Below are 377 nucleotides of genomic sequence, written 5' to 3' on the forward strand. Positions count from 1 at the left end.
AGCCTGGTGGGAGATACCCTGATCTCGCTGCTGCGCCAGATCCGGGCCGGCTACCCGGATCGTCCCCAGGCCTTTCCTCAGACGGTTCTGTTGTGCGGCGTGCGGGATGTGCGGGATTATCGTATCCATGACGGTGACCACCAGATCATCACCGGCGGCAGCGCCTTCAACATCAAATCCAAATCCCTACGCTTGGGCAACTTCAGCCACGAAGATGTCGCTACCCTCTATACCCAGCACACCGAAGAGACCGGGCAGGTGTTCGAGGCCGGGGTGATCGAGTACGTCTTCGAGCAGACTGGCGGTCAGCCTTGGCTGGTCAATGCCCTCGGCTACGAGGCCTGTTTTGAAATGAAGGCAGGCCACGACCGTGCCCG

1 pseudogene is annotated in these 377 nt (G+C 60.7%); it reads left to right on the forward strand.

What is annotated here, in order from left to right:
- A pseudogene (locus BQ17_RS21330) lies at nt 1-377 on the forward strand (ATP-binding protein); the annotation flags it as partial.

The sequence above is a fragment of the Candidatus Thiosymbion oneisti genome (genome assembly GCF_900092655.1).
In the GTDB taxonomy this organism is placed as follows: Bacteria; Pseudomonadota; Gammaproteobacteria; order Chromatiales; family Chromatiaceae; genus Thiosymbion; species Thiosymbion oneisti.